A 22,495-nucleotide genomic window follows, 5' to 3' on the forward strand; every position below is an offset into this window, starting at 1 on the left:
CTCAAGGCCGTTCCATGTCCGCCACCGCCACCGCAGCCGCGCCCGCCCCGCAAGCCGGCTTCCGGCCACCGAACATCCCGCTGACCACGCTCGGCCTCGCGCTGGCGTCGTTCATGCAGGTGCTCGACCTGACCATCGCCAACGTCTCGCTGCCGACCATCTCCGGCAACCTGGGCGGCAGCGCCAACCAGGCGACCTGGGTGATCACCTCGTTCGCGGTCAGCAACGCCATCGCGTTGCCGCTGACCGGCTGGCTGACCCGCCACTTCGGCGAGCGCAAGCTGTTCGTGTGGGCGACCTTTTTGTTCGTGATCGCCTCCCTGCTGTGCGGCCTGGCCAACAGCATGGGCCTGCTGGTGGCCGCGCGCGCGCTGCAGGGCTTCGTCGCCGGCCCGATGTACCCGATCACCCAGGCCCTGCTGATCTCGATCTATCCACCGCACAAACGCGGACAGGCGATCGCGTTGCTGGCGATGGTCACCGTGGTCGCGCCGATCGCCGGCCCCATCCTCGGCGGCTGGATCACCGACAACTACAGCTGGGAATGGATCTTCTTCATCAACGTGCCGATCGGCATCTTCGCCAGCCTGGTCGTCGGCAGCCAGCTGCGCGGCCGCCCGGAGAAGCTGGAAAAGCCGAAGATGGATTACGTCGGCCTGATCACCCTGGTGATCGGCGTCGGCGCCCTGCAGATCCTGCTCGACCTGGGCAACGACGAGGACTGGTTCCGTTCCAACCTGATCGTGATCCTGGCGATCGTGTCGGCGATCGCGCTGGCGGTGTTCGTGATCTGGGAGCTCACCGACAAGGACCCGATCGTCAACCTGCGCCTGTTCCGGCACCGCAATTTCGCCGCCGGCACCGCCGCCATGGTGATCGCCTACGCGGCCTTCTTCGCGGTCGGCATCCTGGTGCCGCTGTGGCTGCAGCGCAACCTGGGGTTCACCGCGATCTGGGCCGGTTTCGCGACCGCGCCGATCGGCATATTGCCGGTATTGCTGACGCCGTTTGTGGGCCGCTACGCGCATAAGTTCGACCTGCGCTGGCTGGCTACCTTCGCCTTCATCGCGATGTCGCTGACCAGCTTCGCGCGTTCGGGCTTCAACCTCGACGTCGACTTCAACCACATCGCGATGGTGCAACTGTTCCAGGGCTTCGGCGTGGCGCTGTTCTTCATGCCGGTGCTGCAGATCCTGTTGTCGGATCTGCAGCCGCACGAGATCGCCGCCGGCTCCGGCCTGGCGACCTTCATGCGCACCCTGGGCGGCAGCTTCGCCGCCTCGCTGACCACCTACGCCTGGACCGAGCGCGGCGCGGTCCACCACGCCCACCTCACCGAGAAGCTGTCGGCCTACGATCCCAACCTGATCGAGACCGCCACCCGCATGGGCGGCGGCAACCTGCAGACCGGCGCGGCGATGCTGGAGCGGATGATCTCCAACCAGGCCGCGCAGATCGGCTTCAACGAGATCTTCCACCTGCTCGGCCTGATCTTCCTGGCGGTGATCGTGTTCGTCTGGTTCGCCAAGCCGCCGTTCCAAGCCAAAGCTGGCGCGGCCGCGGCCGGCGGCCACTAGGCCTCCGACACAAGCGCCAGCGAAGGGCCGGGTCTTCCCGGCCCTTCGCATTTGCGCCTAGCGCCGCATCAAGCCGACGAGGCGGCTTCGCGCGAATCGTGGGTGTCGCGCGCGGGCTCGCTCGCCGGCGCCGGCGCGCCCTTGCGCACGAAGCGTTGGCGGGCCTCGTGGTAGGCCGGATCGGGGCCGAAGAAGTTGCGGTACATATGGCTGAGCTCCTCGGCGGCGTAGCTCTCCAGCGGCTTGCGGCGCTCGTCGCTGCTGCGGCGCCGGCGCTTGAGGCCGATCGCCTTGCGCCAGGCCGCGGGCTCGACCAGGGCTTGCGCACGCGCTTCCACCTCCGCGCGGAAACCGGCGCCGTCCTCGCCGAACGCGGCGTCGATCAGACCGATGCGGGCGGCGTGTTCGCTGGTCAGCGGACGCAGGCTCTCGGTAAGCTCCTGCGCGCGCGCCAAGCCGACCCGGCGCGGCATCAGATAGGTCCAGTACTCCGAGCCGTACAGGCCGCCCATGCCACGGTAATGCGGGTTCAGCACCAGCCCAGCGCGCGCCCACACCTGATCCGCGGCCAGGGCCAGCACCACGCCGCCGGCGCCGGCGTTGCCCTGCATGGCCGCGATCACGCGATGGCTGTCGGTGAGCACGATCTCGCGCACCAGCGCGTTCATGGCCAGGATGTTGTGCCAGGACTCCAGCGCCGGATCCTTCGCCGCCTCGATCTGGTTGAGGTGGATGCCATTGCTCCACACGTCCCGGCCGCCCATCAAGGCGATCGCCTTCGTCGGCCGCTGGCGCGCGTGCAGGAAGGCGGCGCGCAGGCGCTCGCATTGCCGGGTCGACATGGCGCCGTTGTAGAAATCGAAATGCAGGTAGCCGACCTCGCCGTCCTCGCGGTAGCGAATGTCGCGCCAGGTGTCGGGCCCTTCCGGCGCGTCGAACGCCAACGGCCGCTCCGGTACCTTGGCCATGCGGCGCCGGCCCAACACCTGCGCCGCCGGCAGCTTGATCCCGTCCTTGACGCGCAGATGGCCCAGCCATAGCGCGCCGTCGCCGCTGCCCACGCAGACCGCGCCTTCGCGCTGCGCCAGCAACTCGCCCGGGCGTCCGCGCAGGGTCGCTTCCGGCCAGGCGTCGTAGAGCTGACAGGGCAAGCCGGCCAGCAAGGCGCGCGCGCCCGGCGCGCTGTCGCCGCAGCGCACGCGGCGCAGGATCGTCGCGCTGGGCAGGTCCCAATCCACCGCACGATCGGCCGCGCGCATGGCCGGACGCAGGCGCCCGCGCACATCCGCGTCGCGATAGTCGAGCGCGCGCGGCGTATGCAGCCCGGACGCAAAACGCTCGATCGCCTGCAGCAAGGCGCGCAACGCCGCCTGCGCGACTTCGTGGCGATAGAGTTCGCTCTTGCCGACCTCGCGCATGGGGAAGGTCGCGCTGGCCCAGATGTCGCCGGCGTCCATCTCCGCCGCCGCCTGCAGCACCGTCACGCCCCACTCGCGCTCGCCTTCCAGGATCGCCCAATCCAACGAGGAAGGACCGCGATCGCCGACGATGCCGGGATGCACGATCAGGCAAGTGCTGCGATTCCAGATCGCCTCGGGGATCGCCGATTTCAGCATCGGCGCCACTATCAGATCGGGGCGCTCGCGCTGCGCCGCCTGCTGCATGGTTTCGGGGTCGCTCGCGACCTGGATGACGACGTCGTGGCCCAGTTCCGACAACCGGCACGAGACCAGTTGGGTCAGCCCATTGCACGCCGTGCACAGAAGCAGAATGCGCAGTGCCATCGAACATTCCTTGTTCGTCCGTGTGAACTCACTGTCGGCCAAGGCCGACAGGCAAACTCGCTCCCTAGTCACAATTCCTACGAGTTATTTATGCCGAACCGGTCAAAACCGGACGGCGGTCGAATTCGGGTCGCAGCCAGGCTTGGGAATGAACGGCGGATGGCGTTCGCATGCAGGTCCGCCAAGGCACAGACGCCCGCCACCGCGCTTGCCGTGCCTCTACGCCGCCCCCCGTGTCCGGGCGCATACGATCCGTCCGGCCGACAAGGCCGACCTGGTCGATCTACGTCCGGGCGCCGTAACGGCGCCCGGACGCGACCCACTAAGGCGTCAAACGACGATTCAATGCGGCGTCGCCAGGGCCAGCGCGTACACGCTCTGCCAGCTGTGCCCGCCGCCCAGATCGGCGTCGGAAGCCCCCCCGGCCTGCGGCGCGAAGCTCGCCATCGCCGAGATCAGGGCGGCGACGTTGCGGTCGCGCTCGGCCGCGCCGGCCGCGGCATCGGGACGAATGCCGTGGCCGCCACCGGCGCGGACTTCGGCCAAGCCGGCATCGTCGAGCCGCAGGTATCCAGCCGACGGCGTCTCCACCCGTTCCAAGGCAGGCAGGCGTCCACCCAGCGCGATCGCCGACGCCGTACGTTGCGCGATCGGATCCACTTCCTGCGCATAACGGCCGTTCTCCGCCCACGGCGCATCGGCCACCACGCCATCGACGCCGCAGTCACTGGCGGTCGGTCCGCCGCGGAATTGCGCCGCCGATGCCAGCGGCGCCGGCGCCAGACCCGCGACCACGTCGTCCTGGGTCCACACCGTGCCGTCGGCGAAGCGGATCCGCTCGACCGCATTGGGTCGTCCCCCGCCCGCCGCCGTGGCGAAGTAAGCCGCCACGGTCACCGCATCGGCGCTGCCGATGCGCTCGATCAGCAGATCGTCGCCCACACGCGACACATGCAGATCGCTGGCCGCGATGCCGACGCCGAATGCGATCTCGTCGAGGTCGCCTGGCGCCGCGTCGTGGACGTAGTCGGAGATGCGGTCGCGGCCGAAGCCGAGCTCGAAGGCGTAGACGTCGCTGCCTGCGCCGCCGAACAAGCTGTCGCTGCCGGCCCCGCCGACCAGGATGTCGTTGCCGCCGTCGCCGGCCAGCAGATCGTCGCCATCGCCGCCTTCGATGCGGTCATGGCCGTCCTGCCCCGACAGCCGATCGTTACCGGCGCCGCCGGTCATCAGATCGTCGCCCGCGAAGCCGCGCAAGGTATCGTCGCCAGCCCCGCCGGTAGTCAGGTAGGCGGCGATTTGCGCGTAGCTCCACTCGCTGCCGTCCTGGAAGCGGAACGCATCGATCGACAGCGCATCGCGATTGCCGTCGGCATCGAAGTAGTCGGTCACGGTCAAGCGGTCGTCCGTGCCGGCGATGGCGATCACCAGATCGCGGTCCTGGCGCTGCCAGCGCAAATCGCCGGCCGCGATGCCGACCCCGAAGGTCACCACGTCCCAGGTCGCATCCCCGTTGCGCGGCGACGGGCCGACGGTCCTCGATTCGGCCAGGATGCGATCGCGTCCCCAACCACGGCCGAAGTGGAAGCTGTCGCTGCCGCTGCCGCCAAGCAAGGTGTCGTCGCCTTGCTCGCCATTGAGCATATCGTTGCCGGCGCCGCCATCGAGCGCATCGTTACCCTGTCCGCCGAACAAGGTGTCGCTGCCTTCGCCGCCACTCAGGGTGTCGTCGCCAAAGCCCGCATTGAGCACGTCGTGACCGTCACCGCCGCTGAGGTCATCGTCGCCGCTGGCCGCGTCGAGGAAGTCATTGCCCGAACCGCCGAGCATGAAGTCCTCGCCGACGCCGCCGAACAGGCGATCCCAGCCCGAGCCGCCGTGCAGAGAGCTGCCGTAGATGCTCGCCATGAGAAAATCGTCGCCGGCGCCGCCAAACAAGCCGTCGCGATGACCCCTTCCGTAGAGGCGGTCGTTACCGCCGCCGCCGGACACTGCGGTTCTAAGGCCTGTCCTCGTACTCATTTCGTCGTCGTCGACACTGCCCAGGCGCACCGGGTAGTACTGGTACCAGTACTCGCTCGCGAAGGTGAAGCCTGCACCGTCTTCCTCGGGCTCCAGCGGCGGCGCCTCCGTGGCGGTCGCCAGCCGGTTGGCGATCTGCGCGGTGGTCCACACCGTGCCGTCGGCGAAACGAATCCGATCCAGCGCACCCACGGTTTCCCCGTCGGCTTCGAAGTGGCCCTGGATGGTGATGCTGTCGCTACTCCCTTCGATATGCACGATCAGGTCAACCCCGGACCGATGCAGGCTGACGTCGGAGACGGCGACGCCGTCCTTCAGTTCCAGCACATCCACGTCGCTGAGCAAGGCGTCGCCGTAGACGACCGTATCTCGGCCGTCGCCGCGGCCGAACCGCACCACGTCGTTGCCCAAGCCACCGTCCAGCCGGTCGTCGCCGACGCCGCCGTCGAGACGGTCGTCGCCGTGGCCGCCGGACAGTACATCGTCGCCCGCGTCGCCGCTCAGATCATCGTCGCCGTCGCGGCCGTTCAAGCTGTCGTCGCCGTCTCCGCCCGAGATGAGGTCGCCGGAGGCGAGACCGTCGATGACGTCGCTGTCGTCGCTGCCGGCGAGCAAGCGTGCGCGCACGTCGGCCGCCGTCCAACGCGTGCCGTCGGCGAATACGATGGCATACGCGGCGCCATCGCCACCGTCGACCAATGCGTAATCTTCGATCTGCAGGCTATCCTCGCTGCCGTCGATACTCAGCACCAACCCGGAACCGAAGGTCCCCAGCCGCACCGAAACGTCGGTGACCGCGATTCCCGCGCCCAGTTCGATCGTGCTGGTCTCCCCAGGCTCGACACCGGCATAGCCGTTGCGCACGTAGTCCTCGCCGGAACCGCGACCGAAACGATAGGTGTCGTTGCCGCTGCCGCCTTCCAGGAAATCGCTACCGGCGCCGCCTTCGAGCACATCGTCACCGGCGCCGCCGTAGAGGCGATCGTCGCCAGCCCCACCCTGGATCGTGTCGCCGTCCGAGGATCCCAGCACCCGGTCGTCGCCGTCCCCGCTAGCGAGCAGGCGCGCGCGAATCTGAGCAGCGTCCCACACCGTGCCGTCGTCGAAGCGGATCTGGGCGAGACGGCCCGCATCCAGGCGCAGCTGGTCCTCGCTACCGATCAGGCGCAACACATGCCCCTGATCGCTGCTGCCATACGCCTGCAGCACCACGTCGTCCACCGAGATACCCGCGCCGAGGCGCAGCACCGAATCGGCATCGTCGTCGATCAGCGTGTCGCTGCCGGCGCCGCGGCCGAATACGTAGCTGTCGGCTCCGGCGCCGCCATCCAACTCGTCCGATCCCGCGCCGCCGTCGAGCACATCGTCGCCGCCCTGACCGTAGAGTACGTCGTCGCCGGCATCGCCCGACAACGCATCGTCGCCCCCGCCGCCGACGAGCACGTCATTGCCTTCGGTCGCGGACGCGAGCATCAGCGCGCGAATCGCCGCCGCGTCGTAGCTGCTGCCGTCGGCGAAACGGAGCTGCGCCAGATTGCCGTTCAACACGAACACGTCTTCGCTGCCGCGGATACGTAGCGTCGCACCCGGCTCGTTACCACGGCCCTGCACGATCAAATCCGCGAGCGTCAGCCCGCTCTTGAGCTCGATCACGGCACCGCCGCCGCTGTCGTAAGCATAGTCGTAGCCGTCGCCGCTGCCGAAGCGGTAAACGTTCTCGCCGCTGCCGCCGTCCAAGGTGTCGTTGCCGGCACCGCCATCGAGGATGTCGTTGCCCAAGCCGCCGTACACGCTATCGTTGCCATCGCCGCCGATCAGGCGGTCGTTGCCGGCCTTGCCGATCAAGGTGTCGTCGCCATCGCCGCCGTCCAGGGTATCGGCGCCGCCGCGCCCGATCAGGGTATCGCCGTAGATGCCGCCCTGTATCAGCCCGGCTCCGGTGACCTGGTCGAGAATGTCCGCCTGCAGCCAGGCACTACCGTCGGCGAAGCGGATCTCCGAAATCGCCTGATCCGGACGCGTGAAGTAGTCGCGGATGGTCAGCGTCGAGTCCTGCTCGTGGTCGCGCTGACGCAGGAGCAGGTCGTTACCAACGCGCTCCAACGACACGTCATCGGCATAGGCGTCGATCTCGACCACGTCGTAGCCGGCCGTTTCGCCGGCACCGACGCTGTTATCGATCACGTCGTTGCCCCAGTCGTAGCGGTAGGTGTCGTCACCCGTGCCGCCCTTCATCAGGTCGTTACCGTAAGGCGCGCCGAAATCGACCCGGAACAGACCGCCATCGAGGATGTCGTTGCCCGCGCCGCCGTCGATCACGTCGTCGCCCTGATTGCCGCGAATGAGATCGTTGCCGCCGCGGCCGGACAGTACGCTCGTATCGGCGTCGCCGTCGTCGCCGACGATCACGTCGTCGCCCTCGCCGCTGCGGCGCTGCCCATCGATCAGGGCCTGCACGCGCTCGCGGTCCCAAGTGGTGCCATCGGCGAAGCGGAAGAACTCGGCCGCACGGCCGACATCCTCCGGGCCGGTATAGGCGCCGTCGCCACCGGCATCCGAGAACCGGGCGAACGCCAGTCCAGAACCGGGGTCCCCGCCATCATCGACGGACGCCGCCCAGCCGAAGTAGTGAGGCACGCGCAACACGTCCTGGGTGTCGCGGATCGACAGCACCAGGTCATTGCCTTCGCGCCGCAGCACTACGTCGCCCTCGGCGATGCCGTCCCCGAACTCGACCGTGTCGATCCCTTCGGACGCGGCGCGGAACAGGGCCACGTAGTGAGCGTTGTCCCACTCGCCTTGCGGATCCTTCGGGATCTCGACCAGCGTATCGCTTCCGGAACCCCGACCGAAACGATAGACGTCGTGACCGGCGCCGCCGTCCAGCAGATCGTCGCCCGCGCCGCCGTCGATCACATCGTTGCCGCGACCTCCGTGCAGATCGTCGCCGCCCAGACCGCCGGACAAGCTGTCGTCGCTGTCGTAACCGAACAGGCTGTCGTCGCCGTCGGTGCCCTGCAAAGCCATGGCCATCACGGTTGCGACGTTCCACACCGTGCCGTCGGCGAAGCGGATGTTATCGACCGCATAGCCCGATCGGCCGTCGTCGCGGAAGTAGTTCAGGATCACCAGTTGGTCGTCCGAACCTGCGAAACTCAGCACCAGATCCTGGCCGTTGCGATTTTTCGCGGACACGTCGGCCGGCAAAATGCCCGCGCCGAACTCGACGTCGTCGGTATAGCCGCCTCGGTCGCCATATCGCACGTTCTCGATGGTGTCGTGCCCGAAGCCGCGATCGAAGCGATAGCGATCGTAACCGGAGTCGCCGATCAGATAGTCGTCGCCCGTACCGCCGACCAGCAGGTCGTCGCCGCTGCCGCCATCCAGGCTGTCGTCTCCATCCCCGCCGAGCAGAATGTCGTTATCTTGAGCGCCGCCGATCACGTCGTTGTCGGCGCCGCCGTCCAGCGTGTCGCTGCCATAGTGGCCGTAGAGCTTGTCGTCGCCAGCGCCGCCGGAGAAGTGCTCGCTGGTCACGTTGCCGTAGAACTCGTCCGCACCGCCGCCACCTTGATAGGAATAGACCAGCTGCGAATCTGTCGCGGTGATGCGCACGCCGTCGCTGAACTCGATGCTGTGATTGCTGCCCGGGGCGAAGAAGCCGTCGATGCCCAGGCTGCTGATCGTCCCCGATTGGTTGAACACCAGGACCAAATCGTCGCTACCCTCCTCCGTCGGACCGAAACTCATGTCCGCCGCATTGAAGGCGAAGTTGAAGCGGATCGTGTCCCGACCCGCGCCGGAATCGCCAAGGCCGACCACCGTATCCATTCCGAAGTAGGCGTCGAAGTTGTAGACATCGTCGCCTTCGTCGCCTTGCAACAGGTCGTTGCCGCTGCCGCCGGCCAATACGTCGTTGCCTTTACCGCCGCTGATCTGGTCGTCGCCACCGGCGCCGTCCAGCCGATCGTTGCCGTCTTCGCCGAACAGGGTGTCGTTGCCTCCGGTCCCACCGATTACGTCGTCGCCGCTCGAACCGACCACCGGCACCAGCGCACCCAGCAGTTGTTCCAGTTGTGCGCGGTCCAGCGTGGTGCCATCGGCGAAACTCAGACCGATCTGAGTGTCGGGATTGAAGTAATCCTCCACCAGGACGGCGTCGCCGCCGCTTCCGACCTTGATCAGCAGGTTGCGGCCGATCACTTGATAACTAAGGTCGCCTGGCGCGATGCCGGCACCGAACTCCAGAGTATCGATGCCAACCTCGCCTTCCTCATCGGCGAGGATGCGGTCCTGACCGAAACCGGTCTCGAAGCGATAGCGGTCGTTGCCGCTGCCGCCGGCGAGCATGTCGTTGCCGGCACCGCCCTCCAGGAGGTCGTCGCCCTCCTCGCCCGCCAGCACGTCGTCCCCGGCATCGCCTTTGAGGCTGTCGTTGCCCTCACCACCCCACGCCTGGTCGGCGCCCTCGCCGCCAAGCAGCTGATCGACACCCGCGGCGCCGTTGAGCAGATCGTCGCCGCTGTCGCCGCGCAGCACATCGTCGCCGTCGCCACCGAACAGGCTGTCGTTGCCGGCATTGCCGTTCAGCACGTCGGCATCGGCACCGCCGTCGAGCTGGTCGTTGCCATTGCCACCCGACAAGCGATCGGCGCCGGAATCGCCGTAAAGTTCGTCGCTGCCTTCGCCGCCGTCCAGCGAGTCGTTGCCGGTACCGCCCCAGAGCCGATCGTTGCCGATACCGCCATCGATGCGATCGTTTCCAGCCTCGCCGACGAGTTGATCCGCGCCGGCACCGCCGTTGAGGCGGTCGTCGCCGTCTTCGCCGAACAGCTTGTCGTCGTCTTCGTTTCCGTCGAGATAGTCGTTGCCGCTACCACCCTGCAACTCGTCATTGCCGATACCGCCGGAGATGACATCGTCGCCGTCGCCGCCACGCAACAGATCGACGCCAGCCTCGCCGAGCAGCGCATCGTCGCCGTCGCCGCCGAGCAGGACGTCGTCGCCGTCGCCGCCAACCAGACCGTCGTTGCCGCCCTCGCCGAACAGACGATCATTGCCCGCACCGCCGGACAGCGTGTCCCGGCCTTCGCCGCCGACCAGGTCGTCCACGCCCTGCCCACCCGACAGGTAGTCGTCGCCCCCGCCGCCATAGAGCTTATCGTCGCCGTCTCCGCCCTCAAGGTGGTCGTTGCCGTAGCGGGTGCCGGCATGTTCGTCGTCGCCGAACAGGATGTCGTTGCCGCCGCCGCCCAGCAACACGTCGTCGCCGTCCTGGCCGGCGAGCTGATCCGCGCCCTCGCCGCCGTCGAGATAATCCGCGTCGGTGTCGCCGGCGTCGGCCGCACCGCTGGGCTGGCCGTTGCGTCCGTACAGTTTGTCGTCGCCGTCGCCGCCATACAGCGTGTCGTTTCCGCCCATGCCGATGAGCGTGTCGTTGCCATTGCCGCCGTCGAGTATGTCGTCGCCGTTCTTGTTGGCGGCGCTCGAAACCAGCGCCGTCAAGGTCACGTAGGGCGAGGCGCCATCCGACAGATCGCCGACCAGCGTGTCGTCGCCCTCGCCTCCCGACAGCGTGTCGTCGTCATGACCACCGTTCAGGGAGTCGTTACCTAGTCCGCCGATGACGATATCGTCGCCTTCGCCGGCGAACACCCGATCGGAGCCGGCGCCCGCGTCGATGAAGTCGTCGCCGCTGCCGTGCGTCTCCGGATCTAGGTACGTAGACCCGTCCGGAGTGCGAATGATGTAGACGCCATCCTGCGTCGCGTCTCCGACCGAAGGCGCGCCATCTTCGCGATAGACGTACCAATTCTTGCCGCGCGCGATGACCGAAGCGCCGCGCTGCGCGACCTCCTCATCGAAACGTTGTTGTTCGCTCTTCCCGCCCGCGTCGATCTCGGTCCGCAGGGCGCGCATGTTCTGCAGCTCCGAGCCGTCAAGGATGATGTCGTTGCCATCTCCGCCCAGAATTCGGTCGTCGCCGCTGCCGCCGAAGATCAGGTCCGCGCCTGCCCCGCCATCCAGGACGTCGTCGCTGGCGCCGCCCTCGATACCGTCGCTGCCGCCCTTGGCCGCGATGGAGTCGACCCCATCGTTGCTGCCCGATTCGCCGAACAGATCGTCGCCCTCGCCCAAACCCAGCGCGGCGCCGACCTCGTCGTAACCCGGCAACGAAATCCCCAGGTCGCCGTTGCGCCAGTTCTTGACCAGAATCTGCCCGCCAGCGCGGCCGTCGGCCAGCGAACGCACGATCAACAAGGATTGAGTAGGCGTGCCATCCCCCAAGACGAACAGCCTAAACTCCCCATTCGCGGTTTCCCAGGAGTTGAGGGTGTCGCCGCGAATATTGTCGAATCCGATGCCGGTGCCCGACAGATCGACGCCATTGAAAGTGATGCGGCCCGATCCATCGCTGTCTGTGATCGTGTCGCGGGTACCGGCATTCTTCAGGTCATCGGTCGAGAAGCTGTAGGTATCGAAACCCACACCGCCCTCTAGCCGATCGGTGGCCATGCCACCGTCGAGCAGGTCATCACCACTACCGCCCAACAGGATGTCGGCACCGTAGCCTCCGCGTAGCGTGTCGTTGTCGGCACCGCCGCTGAGGCGGTCGTCCCAGGAGCCGCCGAGCAGGATGTCGTTGCCGCCGTCACCGATTAGCACGCTGCCGGGGTTCAAGGCGCTCGCCGGGTAGTTGGGGGTAAGGATGTCGGCTGCGTTCGTCCCGAACGCCACGTAGTCGCCCAGCGTCGGTAACTCGGAGCCGCCACCGAGCCCTACCAGGCTTGAAATCAATCGATGGGCGCGACTGCGAACATCGCCCGGCTCTTGATCGAACTCAAGCAACTCCTCGACGAAGGAATCGATGCCGCTGCTTCCAACGAACATCGCGGCGACCCCAACCACCACTGTCACGGCCGCCGTCAGCGGCCCGCCCGTAATTCCGAGCCCTACAACGATCGCGTCCGCCAGCACAGCCACCGCCGTACCAATAAGCGCGCCGCCGAGAACGCCAATGAAAGCGGATACGTCGCCATGCAATGCCTTCTCAGTCAGCTCGAAGATCAACAACCCCTTGGCAATTGGCTTGATTATCTTCTCGGCTGTAGCACCGAACGCGATATGGTGCGCTTGAGTCTCCAGCATATGGAAGGTATTCGAGGTCAACGTCAGGATGATCTCCGATGCAGGAGGCCCTCCCTCGACCACACGGAACACCGAGGATTGCTCCTCGAAGCGACGCTGCATATCGCGGCAGATTGTCGCCAGCTTGGTTTCGCCCCGGGCTTCGAAGCGGTCCGCATAGGCGGCCGCGAGCTCGGCGTTTTGCCGGAATGCATCCCCGGCCACCGAAACCAGCAATTCCAGGGGAACATTCTCCGCGTTGATATCGATCCCTGCGTTCGCCAGACCTCGCGATACGTTCCCTTGAAACGCGGCGGAGAGCTCCGTCATCATCATCGCAAACTGCTGTTCTTCCGCATTGGCCTCTGACATACACCACTCCTTTAAATTATCGGCCGTTATGGCCATCGCGTTCTGGCCTGCGCGTCCGGCAGACGGGGAATGGCGAACGGGAACAAGACGCCATGCGCGTCGCCGGGTTGGTCGTACGAAAAGCGGAGCGCAGCCGGCCGCCGCGGTGCTCACGCAGTCCGCGTTCGATCCCGAAAACATTCCCCTTTTCGCGGGTCAGGCGCGCCCCTGATCCGATCCCAGCGATCTCGCCGCCCTGTTCCGTCCGACGCAACATGCGCCGTGCCATATGATCATTGTCTGCGCGATGACGCGCCATGTGTCGTCGCTTCGGCGCACTACCGCCACGATTCGGCGCACTGCATTTTGATGAATTCGCAGCGCATCTTTCGCGCTCTTCGACGGCGGAAATGTGCGTCAGATAAGTTATCTGTAACGCCGATTTATCACGCGCAATCACATCGATCTGGCGTCGCAGCATCGGCGATGAATCCCGATGAACTAGTCGCTTGTCACGATGACATCGCGCTGCCGTCCCCCACCCGTTGAGCGGATCGCCGGCCGCAACCACCGTGGAGACCTTGCGCTGGAACTCACGGCGCAAGTCAGTCTCGGCGGAGCCCCGCCATTTTACGACCCGCGCTATACGCTACCGCTCTCGCATCGCCTCGTCGCCGTGCTGCTTCAGCGGACTCAGTAAGTAGTCGATCACGCGTCGCTTTCCGGTCTTGATCTCGACGCTCAACGACATGCCGGGCGTCAGGGCGACCTTCACCCCGTCCACGATCAAGTACGCGTCGCGCAAACGCACGCGTGCGGGAAACACCAGGCCCAGCTTCTCGTCCTGTGCTGCGTCGTGGGAGACGCTTTCCACCGTGCCTTCGAGATAGCCGTAGCGGGTATAAGGGAAGCTTTCGACTTTCACAGTCGCGCGTTGCCCCGCGCGCACGAAACCGATGTCCTTGTTCAGTACCGTGGCTTCCACTTCAAGCGCTTCCTCGCTGGGCACCACCGCCAACAACGGCTGGGCGGGCGTCACCACGCCGCCCACGGTATGCACCGCAAGCTGCTGCACGGTGCCCGCTACCGGCGCTCGCAACTGCATCAAGCGGTCGCGTTGCCCTGCCTTGGCACGGTCCGGCGTCGACTGACGTACCTGTTCGCGCGCCTGGCGCAGGCCGTCCAGGGTCTGTTCGCGGGTATCGGCCACCAGAACGCGCAGCTCTTCCTCCGCGCCGTCCAGCGAAGCGGATATCTCGCGCAAGCGATTGCGCTGCGCGGCCAGATCGCGTTCGGCGGCGATATGCTCCTGTTTGCGCAACAGGTATTCATGACGAGCGACGTACTTGGCGTCCACCAGCTCGGCGTAGTCGTCCACACGGCTCTTGGCGATGGCGGCGGCTTCTTGCATCGGACCGACCATGGCCGAGCCGGTACGCAGCTCCGCACGTCGCTGCGCGGCGGCGGCGCGCAGGTTGTCGCGGCGTGCGCGGAAAGCCTGGAACTGGCTGCTGGCGAGCAATTGCTCGGCGTCGCGGCGCGCTTCGGGCACGCCGGGATCGACCGCCAGGCGCGGCGGCACATCGCGATCCAGGGCTTCGATCATCGCGCCCAGGCGCAGCTCCGCCAGACGCGCGTTGAGCAGCGCCTCGTCGGCCTTGGCGTAGTCGGCGCCGGTGCTGGTGGCATCGAGCTCGATCAGAAGCTGCCCCTTGCGCACGGTCTGGCCGTCGCGCACCAGGATACGGCGCACCACCGCGGTCTCGGCGGGTTGAACCACCTTGGTGCGCGACCCGGCCACGGTTTTGCCGTTGGCTACCGCAACGATATCGAGCTGGCCCAGGACGGCCCACAGCAAGGCCACGCAGAACAGCGCGACGATGATGCGCATCGCCCAACGCGCGGTCGGCGAGACCGGCGTATCGGTCAGCTCCAGATGCGCGGGCAGGAATGCCAGCTCGTCGGCATCGCGCCGAGGCGGCTCAAGACGGCTACGTTCCGCCCAGGAGGCCTTGAAGGCTTGCGCGTAGCGCGAGACGAACTTCGATAACGCCGACGCCAGATGTTTCATGCGTCCCCCTGTTGCAACTGCAGCAGACGCGCGTAGTGACCGTCGGGGCGTTGCGACAGCTCGTCATGCCGGCCGCTTTCGACGATACGCCCCTTCTCCATCACGATGATCCGATCCGCCGTTCGCACCGTCGACAAGCGGTGGGCGATGATCAGCACGGTACGGTTGCGGCAGATCGCGCGCATGTTGCGCATTACGGCATGCTCGGACTCGTAATCGAGGGCGCTGGTCGCCTCGTCGAAGATCAGGATGCGCGGGTCGGCGATCAAGGCGCGCGCGATCGCCAGGCGCTGGCGCTGGCCTCCCGACAACGACGCGCCTTGCTCGCCGACCACGGTGTCGTAACCCTGCGGCAACTCGAGGATGAAATCGTGCGCGCCGGCCAGCTGCGCGACCTCGATCACCCGCTGCAGCGGCGCGCCCGGATCGCTAAGCGCGATGTTCTCGCGCACGCTGCGGTTGAACAGGAAGTTCTCCTGAAGCACCACGCCCAACTGGCGTCGCAGCCAGGCCGGGTCCGCCAGCGCCAGATCATGGCCGTCGACCAGAACGCGGCCACGCTCGGGCACATACAGGCGCTGCACCAACTTGGTCAGCGTGCTCTTGCCGGACCCGGAGCGGCCGACGATGCCGATGACCTCGCCAGGGGCGATATCCAGATCGATGCCGCCGAGGATCTCGGCGCTGTCGGGGCGATAGCGGAACACCACTTTGTCGAAGCCGATCCGGCCCTGGATCGGCGGCAAGGCCATGCGGCTGCCGGGCAGCTCGGTGCGGGTATTGAGGATGTCGCCCAGGCGCTCGACCGAGATGCCGACTTGCTGAAACTCCTGCCACAGCTGGGCCAGCCGCACGATAGGCGCGGAGACTTGTCCGGACAACATGTTGAACGCGATCAGCTGCCCAAGCGACAGCTCGCCCGCGATGACCAGCTTGGCGCCGAAAAACAGGATGCAGATCGCCACCAGCTTCTGCACCAACTGAATGCCCTGTTGGCCGATATTCGCCAGCCGCGACACCTTGAACGACGCCTCGACGTATCCGGCCAGTTGGTTGTCCCAGGTTCGGGTGACGCGCGGATCCACCGCGGTGGCCTTGACCGTTCCTATGCCATTGACGGTTTCCACCAGGAACGATTGGTTGTCGGCGCCGCGCGCGAACTTGTCGTTCAGACGCTTGCGCAGCACCGGCGTGATCGAAGCCGACCACAACGCGTACACCGGCAACGAGATCACCACGACCAGGGTGAGCCAGCCGCTGTAGTAGAACATCACTGCCAGGAACACCACCGTGAACAGCAGATCCAGCACCGAGGTCAGCGCCTGTCCGGTCAGGAAATTGCGAATGTTCTCCAGCTCGCGCACGCGCGCGATGGTGTCGCCCACGCGCCGCGACTCGAAATAGCTCAAGGGCAAGGCCAGGATGTGCCGGAACAGCCTCGCCCCCAACTCGACGTCGATCTTGCTGGTGGTGTGGGAGAAGGTATAGGCGCGCAATCCGGTCAGCACTACGTCGAACACCGCGATCGCGATCAATCCGACCACCACGACCTCAAGCGTGGTCAGGCTTCGGTGCACCAGCACCTTGTCCATCACGACTTGAAAGAACAGCGGCGTCACCAGTGCGAACAGTTGCAGGAACAGCGACACCACCAGCACTTCGACCAATAAGCGGCGATACTTGACCACCGCCGGCACGAACCAGCGGAAATCGAACTTGGCCAACTGGCCCAGCACCGAAGCTCGGGAAGTCACCTGCAGCAGGCGGCCGTGGTAGCGCTGCTCGAAGGCGTCGCGCGTCATCACCTTGGCGCGGCCTTCGCCGAGTTCGTGCACCAGCAAGGAGTCGTCGCCGGCCTTGGCGACCACGAAATGCCGCCCGTCTTGAGCCAAGGCCAAGGCCGGCAACGCGGCCATGGCGACACGCTCGGACGAGGTACGCGTGATGCGGGCCTTGAGCCCCAACTGCTTGGCGGCCAACAACAGGGACGCGTCGTCGAACGGCTCGCCACCGCGGCCGAACTGGTGCGTCAGTTGCGCTGGATCGGCAGCGATGCCATGGAATTGCGCCAGCATCGCCAGACCCAGCAGGGCAAGATCGTGCTGGGGCGCGACGGCTTCAGCAGGCAGCCTGCTGGGCGTAAGGGAATCCGGAGCCATCGTTCATTCACATCCAAGCGTACGTCGCGGCAATCGATTTCAGGCCTCCGCCACGCACCCACGAGCGTGCACAGACGCGAGCGGCTGCATGCCGTTCTGCCGTCCGTATCCGTTAGCGAAATTCGTGCACGCGCCCCACGGCGCGTAGCGAAAGCGCAGGCACTGTGCCTACGCGTCCATTGTCGGCGCAAAGCCGCCCCATGCGGGCTCGGCTCGCCGCAGTGCGAACACGACTGGGCGCAGTGCGAGACGAAGCCTGTGCGCACGCAGGCCGCTGCGGCGGCCAGAGTCGTAGGGTTTCCGCCGAGGCCGCTTAACAGCCCCGGCGCCGACCGAGCGGGCTCAAGCCCGACGCGCGGCGCGTTCGGCGGTCTGCGGATCCTGGCTTGGGTCCTGGGCCTGGGCCTGGACCTGATTCGGCGCGCGTGCGGCTTCGATCTCCGCCGCGCGCTGGCTGCTCTCGCGCAAAGGCGTGTCCATGCCGCGCGCGGTTTCGACGCTGGCGTTGAGACGCGCGGGATCGTCCAGCCGGCCCTGCACCGCGAACACGCGGCTGGCGTCGCGGCTGAGCTCGACGTGGTTGATCTCCTGCATGCCGCTGCGCATCGCCGCGACCGCGAGCGAGCCGGCAAGCTGGTCGCTGCGCGGATCGGGGGTGCGGTCGAAGCGCGCGTCCAAGGCGTACACGCCCTCGGCCGCGCCGCGGTACAGCGGGTACTGCGAATGACGCGGATCGTTGAGCAGCACGCCGTCGCCGGGCGGGTTCGCGTTGGCGCCGCGCGTGCCCGGAGTCGCCTGCGGCACGATCGGGCTGTCCTGCGCCGGCGGAGCGATCGTCTGCGGCAGGCGTTGCGCTGCCGCACGCTCCATTTCGCGGGTGCGGAAATCCAGGCTGGGCAGCACGGTGTCGACCATGCCGTGGCGCTGCACCGCTTCGCCCGCGGCCTGGCCGATGTTGTCGAACAACACCTTGGTCTGGACGATGTTGCCGATGCCGCCCGGACGGGTCGGATCGAAGGTGACCGCGGCGCCGCCGACGCCGGCCACGGTCGCGCCGGTCAGGGCGAAACCCAGCGGCGCGTAGCTGGTGGTGCGACGGATCTGGTAGCCGGTGGCATCGAGCGTGGCATCGATGGAATGCCCCGCGCCATCGGCGCCGCGACGCACGTGGGCGCCGACCGCGTCGGCGGTCTGCTCGATCGCGCGCGCGCCCTGATTGGCGCCCGCACGCGTGTTGTTGGCCGCCTGCTGCGAACCGGTCAGGGCCGCGCGCGCTTCGCCGCGCTGGGCCTCGCAGTACTGCGCGGTGGCGCGGTCGCGCTGATCGGCGATGTCGTTGAGCATCGGCACCCAGCGCCCGGCGCCGCGCAGGAAGGTATTGGTGGCGCTGTTGGTCCACTTGGCGCCTTCGCACTGGACCATGTCTACCGCGGCCGCGGCACGGCCCGACACCAATTGCACCTGGGCCACAGCTTCGCCGCCGGTGCGCACCTGCCAGCCTGCGATCTGGCCGACGGTGTGGGTGCCGGCCTGGGCGGCACGCCCGCTCATCTGCAGTCCAACGCGCGCGCCGTCGCCGGCCAGGTCCAGCCCGCGGTCGGCGACACGGCCGCCACCGGCAACGACTTCACCGGCCTGGCGCCCGACCTGGGCGCCGGCCAGCGATACCGTAGCCACGCGCAGCAGCGGCCCGGCGAACTCGCCAGCCTGCCCCAGCGACATCGCCTGCGGTCGATCGATCAGGCTGCCCTGGGCGTCGCGCGTTTTCGGCGTCAGCAAGGGCTGCACCTGGCCCGCCGCGAGCGGCATGTCGCGCAGCGCGCGGTTGCCCGACTGGGTCGCCAAGGCATCGACCAGACCGCGCGCGTCGGCCTGGGCCTCGCGGCTGTAAGGCAGGTGCTGCGCGAGCTGCTGGCCCAGCAGTTCCTTCGCGCCCGGCAGGCGCATCAGTTCCGAAGCCTGGTTGGCGACGCGACCGAGTTCGGCCCTGCGCTGACCGTTCATGCGGTCGATGCTGGTCTGCACGTCGGTGAGCACTTCGCCGGTGACCTGGTAGGCCACGACGGTCTGATTGGGGTTGTGGACGGTCAGGCCGTTTTGATCCGCATAGCGCTGCGCCGTGGCCTGATGCAGGCCGGCGGCGTTGAAGGTGGTGGCGGGCACGCCGGTGATGGCCGAGCCGGCGGAGGCCATGCCGCCGCCCAGGGAGTGGCCGACGATTTCGAAGTTGCCGCCCACCTTGGAGTTTCTGAACTCGACCGCGACTTCCATCGCCCGGTCGTAATAGTCGCTGCGCAGTCCCAGCCCCTGACGACCGTTGTTCATCCAGTCTTCGGGGGCGGATTCGCGCGTAACCTGCTTGCCGCTCTCGTCGAACACCACCGGGCCGTTGGAGCCCTTGTAACTGAGGACCGGTTTGACCTCGGGACCGTAGACGCGCGGATCGGGCAGATAGATTTCCGCACGGAAGGCCGAATCGTCGGGCTGCAGCAGTTGGTCGACGCGATCGTTGCTCCAACCCACACCGGCCTTACGCAATAGGTCCGGATGTTCGCTGCCGCGCAGCCAACCGGGCGGCGGTTGGCCAGTGTGTTCGGCAGAGCGGTAAACGTCGGCCGCCAGCCCGGCCATTTCTCGGGCGTGGTATTGGCGTTGCAGGGCATCGGCCTGGCTGCCCAGCTCGCGGTCGCCGCTGCTCGCCGAACGCTCGCGCATCGACGTCAGCAAGGCCTGTTGCTCGCGCAACTGAGCGATCTTTTCCTCAACCGTGCGCGGGGTTTGCGACGGGAGGTCCTGCTCGGGCGTGGACATGGCGGTTCTATCCCTGAACGGCGCTAAGCTCTGACCGAAACTGCCACTTCAACCCGCCCCTGTCAAACGTCGGCTTTGTTACATTCGGGCCGCCCCACGCCAAGGACGACCGCCGCCATGACGCTGCCGCTACCGCCCTCGCCGCTGCGCCGCTGGACCCTGGCCGGCCTGATGCTGTGCGCCCTGACTGCGTGCTGGGCGGCGCCGCCCGCAAGCGGCGAGCGGCTGCCCTGGGACCCGGGCGATTACTTCGAGGGTCCGGCCCTGCAGCTGGCGGTGGCCAGCGACCGCCGAAAGGCTGAGCAGATCCGCTGGATGATCCACGAAAAAGGCATCAATCCTGATCATTTATTCGATAAGGGCGACATGCCGCTGGTGGCCTGGCCGGTGTTCAATGAGAACCCCGAAGGCCTGCGCCTGCTGCTGGAGAACGGCGCCGACCCGAATGCGCGCAAGCACGAACCGGAGCGCAAGCGAGGGCAGTACCGTAACAATGCGATGGTGCTGGCCGCGCGCAGCAAGAACCCGATTTATCTCAAGCTGCTGCTAGACCACGCCGGCGATCCCAATACGCTCAGCTCGAACAACGAGTCATTGCTGCATGTGGCGTATCTGCGCGGGCAATGGCAGAACGTGCAGTTATTGGTCGAGCGCGGTGCGCGCATCAACGAGCCTTTGTTCGCGAAATCCGAAAGTTACGAAGGCCACGACACCGTACTCAATTGGTACGCGAGCCTGGGCAATTTCGACAAAGCCTATTGGCTCTTGCAGCACGGCGCCGATCCGGCGCGCAAGATGTGGTTGCCACCGGACTTCGATGACAAGAGCCAGGGCGAGCGCATGCCCATCCTCGAATCCATCTTCTGGCTGCCAGTGAAACCGCACATGGTCGAATGGCAACGCAAATGCCAGATGTTCGCCCTGGCGCGCGGCCTGAAACCGCCGCCGATGCCCGACGGCATCAAGTTCAGCCGCAAAGGCCTGGGCCTGCCCACCGAGGAAAAGGACATCCCGCTGCCGACGCTGGAGGAAGCCAAGCGCGCGCAGGCCTCGGAGCCGAAGCCGCCGGTCGCCGCGCAGCCCGCCACATCGGTGCGCTAAGGCGACCGAAGGCGCCACCCACGTCGGCCAACCGCGGACCTCAATCCGCCGACGCCTCCAGCGCATCGGCCAGACGCTCCACCGCCACCACCGTCATCTCGCCCACCTTCCCGCTCTTGGGCGCGTTGGCCTTGGGCACGATCGCGCGCTTGAAGCCATGGGTCGCGGCTTCCTTCAGACGCTCCTCGCCGTTGGGCACCGGCCGGATCTCGCCGGACAGGCCGACTTCGCCGAAGGCCACGGTCTGCTCGGCCAAGGGCCGGTCGCGCAGCGAGGACAGCACCGCCAGCAGCACCGGCAGGTCGGCCGCGGTCTCCTGCACGCGGATGCCGCCGACCACGTTGACGAACACGTCCTGATCGCCGACCCCGACCCCGCCGTGGCGGTGCAGCACCGCCAGCAGCATGGCCAGGCGGTTCTGCTCCATGCCGACCGCGACCCGGCGCGGGTTGGACAGCGGCGAGGAATCGACCAGCGCCTGCACCTCGACCAGCAGCGGCCGGGTGCCTTCGCGGGTGACCATCACGCAGCTGCCCGGCTGCGGGGTGCGGCTGCCGGACAGGAAGATCGCCGAGGGGTTGGGCACCTCGCGCAGGCCCTTGTCCCCCATCGCGAACACGCCCAGCTCGTTGACCGCGCCGAAGCGGTTCTTGAATGCGCGCAGCACGCGGAAGCGGCTGCCGCTCTCGCCCTCGAAGTACAGCACCGCGTCGACCATGTGTTCGAGCACGCGCGGACCCGCGATGCCGCCTTCCTTGGTCACGTGGCCGACCAGGAACACGGCGGTGCCGGTTTCCTTGGCGTAGCGCACCAGGCGCGCGGCGCTCTCGCGGACCTGGCTGACCGAGCCCGGCGCGGCGCTGAGCTGCTCGGTCCACAAGGTCTGCACCGAGTCGGCCACGATCAGCGCCGGCTTCATGCGTGCGGCGTGTTCGAGGATCCGTTCCACCCCGGTCTCGGCCAGCGCATGCACGCCGTCCAGGGGCAGGCCCAGGCGTGCGCCGCGCCCGGCGACCTGGGCCAGGGATTCCTCGCCGGTCACGTACAGGCCCGGCAGGGTCTGGGCCATGCGCACGATGGCCTGCAGCAGCAGGGTGGACTTGCCGATACCCGGGTCGCCGCCCACCAGCACCACCGCGCCGTGGACCAGGCCGCCGCCAAGCACGCGGTCGAACTCGCCGATCCCGGTGCTGACCCGCGATTCTTCGCCGTGCTGCACGTCCTTCAAGGCGGTGACGGCAGGCGCGTCGGCGCGCCCGGCCCAGCTGCTGCGTCGCGTCGCCGCGACACCGCCGCCCTTGGCCGCCGGCTCGACTACGAACTCGCTGAGGGTGTTCCAGGCCCCGCACTCGCCGCACTGGCCCTGCCACTTGGTGTGGTCGGCGCCGCATTCGGAACAGACGTAGGCGGTGCGCGCCTTGGAGGCGGGCTTGCTGGCGGGCTTGGACATGGGGATCGCTGGCGGAAACTGACCGGCACTGTACCGGGACC

At 67.3% G+C, this 22,495-nt stretch carries 8 protein-coding genes; 2 read left to right on the forward strand and 6 right to left on the reverse strand.

All coding sequences use genetic code 11. The features are described from left to right. Positions 1-14: 14 nt before the first annotated feature. Positions 15-1,577 (forward strand): DHA2 family efflux MFS transporter permease subunit, encoded by a 1,563-nt coding sequence (locus ASE43_RS04585; RefSeq protein WP_056175836.1) that lies wholly within the window; start codon positions 15-17, stop codon positions 1,575-1,577. A gap of 68 nt (positions 1,578-1,645) precedes the next feature. Here the strand turns inward: ASE43_RS04585 and ASE43_RS04590 are convergent, their stop codons facing one another. The 5 genes from ASE43_RS04590 to ASE43_RS04610 all read right to left on the reverse strand — a co-directional run bounded on the left by ASE43_RS04590 (position 1,646) and on the right by ASE43_RS04610 (position 19,903). Then, a complete protein-coding gene (locus ASE43_RS04590; protein WP_200956211.1) occupies positions 1,646-3,361 on the reverse strand; it encodes an enoyl-CoA hydratase-related protein in 1,716 nt (571 codons plus the stop codon). A gap of 342 nt (positions 3,362-3,703) precedes the next feature. Continuing rightward, on the reverse strand, positions 3,704-12,883 hold the full coding sequence (locus ASE43_RS22855; RefSeq protein WP_304438405.1) for a calcium-binding protein: 9,180 nt from the start codon (positions 12,881-12,883) through the stop codon (positions 3,704-3,706). Positions 12,884-13,511: 628 nt separating this feature from the next. Next, positions 13,512-14,933, reverse strand: a complete 1,422-nt coding sequence (locus tag ASE43_RS04600) for an HlyD family type I secretion periplasmic adaptor subunit (RefSeq protein WP_057159598.1) — start codon at positions 14,931-14,933, stop codon at positions 13,512-13,514. Beyond that, positions 14,930-17,092, reverse strand: coding sequence for a type I secretion system permease/ATPase (locus ASE43_RS04605; protein ID WP_057159599.1), 2,163 nt, complete (start codon positions 17,090-17,092; stop codon positions 14,930-14,932). Before ASE43_RS04605 ends, ASE43_RS04600 begins: the two co-directional genes overlap by 4 nt. A 342-nt stretch (positions 17,093-17,434) precedes the next feature. After that, positions 17,435-19,903, reverse strand: coding sequence for an XVIPCD domain-containing protein (locus tag ASE43_RS04610; protein WP_157499658.1), 2,469 nt, complete (start codon positions 19,901-19,903; stop codon positions 17,435-17,437). 117 nt (positions 19,904-20,020) lie between these two features. On the opposite strand from ASE43_RS04610, the gene ASE43_RS04615 reads away from it, so the two are divergent. Further along, positions 20,021-21,004, forward strand: a complete 984-nt coding sequence (locus ASE43_RS04615; protein ID WP_057159601.1) for an ankyrin repeat domain-containing protein — start codon at positions 20,021-20,023, stop codon at positions 21,002-21,004. A 40-nt stretch (positions 21,005-21,044) separates the two neighbouring features. Here ASE43_RS04615 and radA read toward each other — a convergent pair whose 3' ends face one another. Continuing rightward, complete coding sequence (gene radA, locus ASE43_RS04620) at positions 21,045-22,454, reverse strand: DNA repair protein RadA (RefSeq protein ID WP_056175861.1); 1,410 nt, start codon at positions 22,452-22,454, stop codon at positions 21,045-21,047. Positions 22,455-22,495: the final 41 nt, after the last annotated feature.

Source organism: Lysobacter sp. Root983, assembly GCF_001429345.1.
Taxonomy (GTDB): Bacteria; Pseudomonadota; Gammaproteobacteria; order Xanthomonadales; family Xanthomonadaceae; genus Lysobacter.